This is a genomic window from Mesorhizobium sp. M7A.F.Ca.CA.002.04.1.1 (assembly GCF_004022805.1).
In the GTDB taxonomy this organism is placed as follows: domain Bacteria; phylum Pseudomonadota; class Alphaproteobacteria; order Rhizobiales; family Rhizobiaceae; genus Mesorhizobium; species Mesorhizobium ciceri.
Window position 1 is genome coordinate 1 of record NZ_RZPL01000234.1, and the last position, 7,385, is coordinate 7,385.

The 7,385-nt window shown below is 62.8% G+C and carries 8 protein-coding genes; 4 read left to right on the forward strand and 4 right to left on the reverse strand.

Translation table 11 applies throughout. From position 1 onward, the window contains the following. Positions 1 to 120: 120 nt before the first annotated feature. The 3 genes from ENZ75_RS14385 to ENZ75_RS14395 all read left to right on the forward strand — a co-directional run bounded on the left by ENZ75_RS14385 (position 121) and on the right by ENZ75_RS14395 (position 3,012). Positions 121 to 1,743 carry an FAD-binding oxidoreductase gene (locus ENZ75_RS14385; RefSeq protein ID WP_063168828.1) on the forward strand — a complete coding sequence of 541 codons (1,623 nt, stop codon included), beginning with the start codon at positions 121 to 123 and terminating at the stop codon, positions 1,741 to 1,743. A 17-nt stretch (positions 1,744 to 1,760) separates the two neighbouring features. After that, the gene (locus tag ENZ75_RS14390) at positions 1,761 to 2,393 is read left to right on the forward strand and encodes a hypothetical protein (protein ID WP_063168827.1); all 633 of its coding nucleotides are present in this window, start codon (positions 1,761 to 1,763) and stop codon (positions 2,391 to 2,393) included. Positions 2,394 to 2,481: 88 nt separating this feature from the next. Next, complete coding sequence (locus ENZ75_RS14395; protein ID WP_027162137.1) at positions 2,482 to 3,012, forward strand: dihydrofolate reductase family protein; 531 nt, start codon at positions 2,482 to 2,484, stop codon at positions 3,010 to 3,012. A 33-nt stretch (positions 3,013 to 3,045) separates the two neighbouring features. On the opposite strand, the gene ENZ75_RS14400 is transcribed toward ENZ75_RS14395, so the two are convergent. The 3 genes from ENZ75_RS14400 to ENZ75_RS14410 form a co-directional block, all read right to left on the reverse strand. Continuing rightward, positions 3,046 to 3,567, reverse strand: a complete 522-nt coding sequence (locus ENZ75_RS14400) for a hypothetical protein (protein ID WP_023809774.1) — start codon at positions 3,565 to 3,567, stop codon at positions 3,046 to 3,048. Positions 3,568 to 3,717: 150 nt separating this feature from the next. Beyond that, positions 3,718 to 4,848 (reverse strand): hypothetical protein, encoded by a 1,131-nt coding sequence (locus ENZ75_RS14405; RefSeq protein WP_063168826.1) that lies wholly within the window; start codon positions 4,846 to 4,848, stop codon positions 3,718 to 3,720. A gap of 6 nt (positions 4,849 to 4,854) precedes the next feature. Continuing rightward, positions 4,855 to 5,289 carry a DUF4383 domain-containing protein gene (locus ENZ75_RS14410; RefSeq protein WP_013530043.1) on the reverse strand — a complete coding sequence of 145 codons (435 nt, stop codon included), beginning with the start codon at positions 5,287 to 5,289 and terminating at the stop codon, positions 4,855 to 4,857. Positions 5,290 to 6,148: 859 nt separating this feature from the next. Between ENZ75_RS14410 and ENZ75_RS14420 the strand changes: the two genes are divergently transcribed. Continuing rightward, positions 6,149 to 7,087 (forward strand): diacylglycerol kinase family protein, encoded by a 939-nt coding sequence (locus ENZ75_RS14420; protein ID WP_063168825.1) that lies wholly within the window; start codon positions 6,149 to 6,151, stop codon positions 7,085 to 7,087. Between the two features lie 79 nt (positions 7,088 to 7,166). Here the strand turns inward: ENZ75_RS14420 and ENZ75_RS14425 are convergent. Next, the coding region (locus tag ENZ75_RS14425; RefSeq protein WP_164887822.1) for an NAD-binding protein at positions 7,167 to 7,385 on the reverse strand (219 nt) is incomplete at its 5' end.

Consider the following 7,385-nt stretch of genomic DNA (forward strand, 5'->3'; position numbering starts at 1 on the left):
TCCGGGGACCGGCCATTTTCGTGCCCTTCACCCTCGACGCCAGGCAAACCGCCGTCCCGGCGGCGCCGCTATGGTTTTTGCCAAAGAGCCGCGCTATCCCTTGGCCACCGGGGGATAGTCATGGCCGACGAGCAAAAAGGGTTTCGCCTGTCGCGGCGATTGCTGCTGGGTGCGGCTGTCGTCGGCGGCGCGGTGCTGTGGGGCGGCAACACGGTGGCGCGGCTGGCACGCGGACCTTCGGGGCCGAAGAACGCAGGACGGATAGCCGATATAGACGGCTTCGCGCTGCCTCTGAAGCCGCTGGACAATGCGCCGGCCTTCGATGCGTCACTGCCCTGGTCGGCAAAGGGTGGTGACATCAACGATGCCAGCGGCCTGTCGATGACGCCGGTCTACGGCGTGGTCGAGGTCAGCGGGGACGAGCACATCGCCAAGGCCCTGGCCTTCGCGCGTGCCAATGGGCTGAAAATATCGCTGGCCGCCATCCGCCATTCCATGGGCGGGCATGCCTTCGACGACAACGCGCTGGTGCTCGACCTCAGAAAGTTCAACAGGGTCACCGTCGATGCGGCGGCCAAGACCATGACCCTGCAGCCGGGCGCGCGCTGGCATGACATCCAGAACCTTCTGCATCCGCACTTCGCGGTGAAGGCGATGCAGTCGACCGACATCTTCTCGGTCGGCGGTTCGCTGTCGGCCAATGCGCATGGCATGGACCACCAGGCGGGTTCGGTGGCGGGCTCGATCCGCTCGATGCGGGTGATGCTGGCCGACGGTTCGGTGACGACCTGCTCGCCGACCGAGAACACCGATCTGTTCCGCCACGTCGTCGGCGGTTACGGCCTGTTCGGCGTGGTGCTGGAGGCGACGCTCGACATCGTCGACAACGCCGTCTACCGCACCTCGCGCGAAATCATCAAATCGGACGATTTTCCGGAATTCTTCGCCAAGGTGCTGGAGCCGAACAAGGATATCGGCCTGTTCTACGGCCATCTGTCGACGGCGCCCGGCAATTTCCTCGAGGACATGATCGTCTACCGTTACGACAAGGTGGCCGAGCGGCCGCCGGCCGATCAGCCCGAGATCGGCGAACCGGGATCGGTCGGGTTGAAGCGGGTGATCATCAACCTGGCGAAATGGGGCAGCCTGTTCCAGGAATTGAAGTGGTTCACCGAAAAGACACTGGAGCCGAAATTCGAAAGCTGCACGGTGGCGCGCACCTCGGCCATGGCCGAGGGCGAGGCCTGTCTCGTCACCCGCAACAACCCGATGCACGATTCGGTGCCCTATCTGTTCAACGATCAGATGGAAGAGACCGACATCCTGCACGAATATTTTATTCCGCGTGCCGCCTATGTCGAATTCATCGCGGAAGCGCGCGAGATCCTGCGCAAGCAGACGCTGCCGGTGCTCAATGCTTCGGTGCGCATCGTCCACAGGGAGGATGTGGCGCTGACCTACGCGCCGGAGCCGGCCTATTCGCTGGTGCTCTACGTCAACCAGCCGACCGATGCCGACGGCAATGCCAGGATGCGGGCGCTGACGCGGGCGCTGATCGACGTGACGATCAAGCATGGCGGGCGCTTCTTCCTGCCTTACCAGCTGCATTATACGGCCAGGGAATTGCTGGCCTCCTATCCCGAACTGCCGGCCTTCCTGGCGGCGAAGCGGCAGTATGACCCAACGGAACTGTTTTCCTCGACCTTCTACCGTGCCATCAAGGCGCTGAGCGGGGTGTCGTAAGAAGCAGGAGAACAGCCATGCGGATGGTATCGGCGGCGGCACTCACCCTCATCGCGCTGTGCGCCGGACCGGCCGGAGGCGAGGATCTCAAGGCCTTCAAGCTGACCATCGACGGCGTGACGGTCGATATCGATCCCGGCGAGAGCGCCGATGTGACGCTGCCCGGCGGCAAGCAGAGCAAGGTGACGCTCGCGCGCAACGACTTCGCTACCTTTTCCGGCAGCGATTTTTCCTTCGTCCACCCCAGCGGCATTTCGGTGACCAAGACCGATCTCGGCGATGACATCACGCAGTATCTGATGGCCTCGGCGCTGGGCACGATCGTCGTCGTGCAGGAGTATGGCGCCATGAATCCGGTGTCGCTCAACCAATTGATGCTGCAGGAGATGACCAGGCAATCGGTGCAGGCCGGCGCCAAGCTGACGCAGGGGCCGACCACGCGCAAACTCGCCGACGGCAAGGAATTGACCGGGATCCGGGCCGAGGTGAAGACACGCACCGACACCGCCGATTTCGAGATCGTCGGCTTCGGCCTGGCCGATCGGGGGCTGCTGTTCATCACCCGCATTGCCGGCGAGGATGCAGCGACCGAAAAGCCGCTTGTCGACAAGTTCTGGCAGAGCCTGAAAGTCAGGTTCAGGCCGGACTAGGATCGTGTCTCAGTTTGGATTTCGGCTGGGGTTTTGCGTAACGGCGGCTCAAGTTATTCTGAAGACCCCGGGTTGGAGATCCTGCAGCATGGCGAAGCTCATTTTCAGAATGAACCAGTCACTCGACGGCTATGTCGACCACCAGAAAATGCCGTCGGGCCCGACGATCTTTCGTCACTGGATAGAGCAAGTGCGCAATTTGAGCGGCAGTGTGTACGGTCGCGGCATGTACGAGGTCATGCGCTATTGGGACGAAGACAGTCCTGAGTGGAGCGCGGAGGCGCATGAATTCGCGGCGGCGTGGCGGAGCCAACCGAAGTGGGTTGTGTCGCGCTCTCTGAAGTCGGCCGGCCCTAACGCAACACTTGTCGCGGATGACGTCGAGGCGGTGATACGCGGGCTTAAGGCTAAGCTCGTCGGGGAGATTTCAGTTTCTGGACCAGGCCTGGCACGAAGCCTGACCGACCTTGGTCTTGTAGATGCGTACCAACTCTACCTCCATCCGTTCGTGCTTGGTCATGGCAAGCCATTCTTCGCCGGCCCCCGGCCGCCGCTTCGCTTTGTGGCCAGCGATTTGATTGGCGACGACGTGATCAGGTTGACCTATGTGCCTGCCTGATCACGCGGTCGTCGAACCGAGACGCCAGCGGGCCTACAGCCCCTTCGGCACCAGTCCGGCCAGCCAGTTCACAGAGCGCTTCGCGGCGTCGGCGGTTGCCGAGGCGGCGCGGCCGAGATCGGTCTTGACCACGGCGTAGCCGTTCTTGGTGCGATAGAGCACACCGGTTCCGCCATCGACCACCTGTTCATAGGCAACGGGCCGGGCGGCGTCGGCTTCCATGGCGGTCGTCGGCGAACCGACCGAGACGCTCGGCCGGTGGCTGAGTTCCGGCGGCAGCGGGCTTTCGGTTCTGACGACGCGGCTGGCGGGCTTCAATTCCGGGCGCGATGCGGTCGCGGCCAGCTGCGAAGAGGACGACGAACCCTTCGTGCGGCAAATGCCGGAGACGAGCGGATAGTTGAAATTGCGCTCGTGCAGCATCTGGCTCTTCATCGCCGCTTCGCACTCGGCGACGGTCGACCATTTGGCCGGCGTCTCGCCGATATATTCGCAAAGCTTGGCGTCGCAGTCGCAGCCGACAATGGTCATGGCGACAAGGGCGGTCTTGATCACGGTCTTGTCCCTTCGAGATGCCCCCCGGCAGCCCTTCCATTTCTTCCCATTCCTTCGCGCGCGAACAAGGCGGGATTTGGCCGCGATTGTGGAATGGGCGTGGCGGAGCCCAGGAAATGCCTAATCTTGGCCGGGCGTGACCGAAAGGCCTCAGTAATCGTAGACGTGTTCGAGCCTGGCGCCGGACTTGATCAGCGCCGGCAGCACGAGATGCAGTTTGCGCACGGCAACGATCATGCCGGTGCGGCGCGTGGATTGATCGGCCGGCAGCGGATAGCTGAACAGGATGTGCATGCCTTCGGGAATGGCGATCGTATCGGTGGAGAGCACCGTGGCCATGATCTCGTCATTGCCGCCGATCTCGACGAAGGAGACGCCCTTGTCGATCAGGCGCAGGATCATTTCGGTGAAGACCTGATAGCGCCTGGTGACGAAGATGGTGCCGTCAGCGCCCATGTCGCGTTCGAGCAAGGTGTCGGGCTCGTTGCGCGTGGCTTCGCCGACGGGCCCCTTGGCCCAGACATGGATGTCGAGCAAGGCGGGGTCCATCGTGGCAGCGAGGGCCTTTTTTATCAGGTCGGCATAGCCCTGCTTGATGGTGTCGGCGAGGCCGAACGCCAGCTTGCGTTCGCTGGTGCGGACGGAGCTGTCGCCCGGCACCGGCTGCACGGCAAACAGGCCGGCACGCTTGTCGGCATACGGGAACTGATACCAGGGCACCTGGTCGAGAAACGCGGCATAGTCCGCCGCGACCTTGGCCTGATAAATGTCGGCGGCGGTGCGCTTGGCCGTTGTCGCCTCGGTGATGCGGCCGACCGTGTTCTCATAGGCCCACTGCAATATATGCTCGATCGAGTGGCTGGTGCCGATGATGACCAGCATCTGGTGGTTGGCATAGTTGAATTTGTAGGGAGCGCTGGCGCGGATGACCATGGCGTAGTCCTGCCAGAAGCGGCCGATATAGGACCAGTAGGGGAAGCCGCTCGGCTGGTCCTTGTCGACGAAGCCGGCATATTCGCGTGCGGCGTAGACGATCGCCCATTCCGGATAGGTGAGGAAGGTTGATTCCTCCGGCCGCTGGTAGCCGGGGATCTCGGCGCGGACCTTGTCGGCCAGCGCCTTGGGCGGGGCGCCGTCGGCAATGCCGGGCAGCGGCGTCTTGTCGAGCGACGACGTCGTCAGGAAGCCGTAGCTCAGCCCGGCGATCGGGATGAGGATGACGACGACGATCAGCCAGAGGATCGTCTTGATGAGGCGCTTCAGCCAGCGGAACAGGAACATGCCCGATCAGGCCGTGGCGAAGTGGTCGTGTACGCGCCTGGCTAGCCGGAAGCCGACATAGACGGCGAAGCCGCCGATGACGATGTGCGGCAGGTTGGCGAAGAAGCGGGCCGGGAATTCGATATCGTTGAGAGAGCGGAAGCCGTTGATGAAGATACCGGCATCGAGGCAGCCGGAACCGGTGACCAGCCCGAGCACGCCGTCGAAAAGGTAGACCGAGCCGAACAGCTTGAAATAGAACACTGCCTGGCGGTGCGAGATGAAGGCGGCGGCCAGCGCCCAGACGCCGGAGAAGGCGTGCAGCAGATCATCGTACCATTGCAGCGAGAACAGGCCGAACAGATTGCCGTCGGCATCGTTGAAGGCCGGTATGTAGCCGATGGCGACGACGCCGAAGAATAGGAAGGCATAGGCAACGGCAAGCTTCTGGACGAGCGTCATGAAGTATCCCCCTTCTACAAGCCCATTTGTAAACGCTACTCTGCCGGCCGCCTGACGCGGTTTTCTGCGCTTCCGATGCTCACGGACTCAAAGGTCCGCTGCGCTTCGGTTCTCGAAAACCACGCCATCCGACTCGGCAGAGCGCGTTTTCAAACGGGCTCTGACCAGGCGATACTAACCGATTTTAGCGCGTGGAGAAGCGGCGCTCGCAAGATCGCCGCCAAAGGGCATCGGGGGGCCAAAAAGACAGTCGGCGCCGGGATTTCTCCCAGCGCCTCCCTGTCAGATCAGGACACGGTCGCGGCAGCAACTTCCGTAAAGTCGTCGCGCCTTGCCGGCCTTGATTTTGACGGTCCTGCCAGTCCGCCGCCCGAGAGCAGCGTCCGTTCGGGACCACGCCGGTCTCCACCCTTGCGAGCTTTGCCCTGCGCACCATCGAAGGTTTTTGCCGTCCTTCATGGCAGCATCGGTCCGCCGTCGGCGTTGGCACGCTTTCCGCGGCCCCGTAGGTCTCGGCTCCGTCCCTCGAAACAGGCAAGCCTGCTCTCGCTTCGGGCCGTACGGGCCTCAGGAAATCCGCCTTTCACTTCGCCTTTCGGCTTGATGATCGGTAGCCGCCTGAGATGGGTTTAATGTACACCGAGTAAGGGTCCTGGGGAATGGCCGCTGCCCTGTGGATAGCGGGATTACCGGGGATCGTTAGCCACAAACCGGGGAATTCGAGCGCCGGCTGCTTTAGACAGCCCGCCCGCTTTTTTGCGTACGAGCCGACAGCGCCCCTTGCTCCGCCGGTGGTCGCGGGCTTCAATGCCGGCAAAGGATCGGACCTGCATGTCCGGCGCCGGGGAGGGCGGGTATTTTGAAAGTCGGAGTGGTTCTCAACCCGATTGCCGGTGGCGGCCGGCTGAAACGGCATTGGCCTGATGTTGCCGTGTCGCTGAAAAAGCATTTCGGCGAATTCGAGCTGCGCGAAACGCAGGCCGAAGGCGATGCCGAAAGGCTGGCAATCGATCTCGCAATGATTGGCTTCGATCTGGTGATTGCGGCCGGCGGTGACGGCACCGCCAGCGAAGTGGCCGACGGGCTTCTGCAGGCGGCCCAGGAGAGCGGCCGGATCACTGAACTTGGCCTGTTGCCGTGCGGCACCGGCATCGATTTCGCGCGCGGGCTCGGCCTGCCGAAAGAGGTGGATGCCGTGCTGAAGCGGTTGGCCGAAGCCAAGGGTCGCAAGGTCGATGCCGGGCGCATCGGCTACATCGACGATCACGGCGCGCTGGCCAGCCGGCACTTCATCAACATCGCCAGTCTCGGCCTGTCCGGCGCCACCGACCGCGCCGTCAATGCCGACAAGCGCAAGGGCAGGATGTCGGCCAAGGCACTGTTCCTGTGGCGCACCGTGGTGGAGTTCATCCGCTACCGTTTTCAGGACGTCAGGATCACGGTCGATGACGGCGCACCCGTCGAAGCGCGCATGGCGCTGGTGGCGGTCGCCAATGGAAAGTTCTTTGGCGGCGGCATGATGATCGCGCCGGATGCCGACCTGACCGACGGGCAGTTCGACATCGTCATCCTGCGCGCCGCCGGCAAGCTGAAGCTGATCTGGGACATCCGGCTGCTCTATGGCGGCCGGCACCGCAACCATCCGGCGATCACCATCCTGCGCGGCAGGAAAGTGGTGGTCGAGCCGCTCGGCGATGCGTCAGAGAATGGCGCCCTGGTCGATATAGACGGCGAGTCGCCGGGACGCATACCCGCGACCTTCGAGATCCTGCCGGGTGCATTGACGCTCAGATACTGAATCAAGCCGTTGACAGATTGATTCAGATGAATCCGCCCATCAATCCAACGTCCTGAAATCGCTTGATAACTGGCTGATGTCAGAGTTCCAGCTTGGCCGGAAAACCGGGCGCGCGCAGGTCGGTATCGACGGCATCCTCGAGCAATTTGACGATCTGGGTGGACCAGGCGCTGCCGCCATATTCCTGTTTGCCCATCTGGAAAATCTCACTCACAAGCGGCGCCAGTTGGAGCGGCAGTCTGAATTCCCTGCCCATCGCCAGCGCGAAGCCGAGGTCCTTCAGCGCCAGGTCCATGGT

Coding starts and splice junctions, on each gene's coding strand:
- ENZ75_RS14385 (WP_063168828.1), top strand. CDS start 121: ATGGCCGACGAGCAAAAAGGGTTTCGCCTGTCGCGGCGATTGCTGCTG.
- ENZ75_RS14390 (WP_063168827.1), top strand. CDS start 1,761: ATGCGGATGGTATCGGCGGCGGCACTCACCCTCATCGCGCTGTGCGCC.
- ENZ75_RS14395 (WP_027162137.1), top strand. CDS start 2,482: ATGGCGAAGCTCATTTTCAGAATGAACCAGTCACTCGACGGCTATGTC.
- ENZ75_RS14405 (WP_063168826.1), bottom strand. CDS start 4,848: ATGTTCCTGTTCCGCTGGCTGAAGCGCCTCATCAAGACGATCCTCTGG.
- ENZ75_RS14410 (WP_013530043.1), bottom strand. CDS start 5,289: ATGACGCTCGTCCAGAAGCTTGCCGTTGCCTATGCCTTCCTATTCTTC.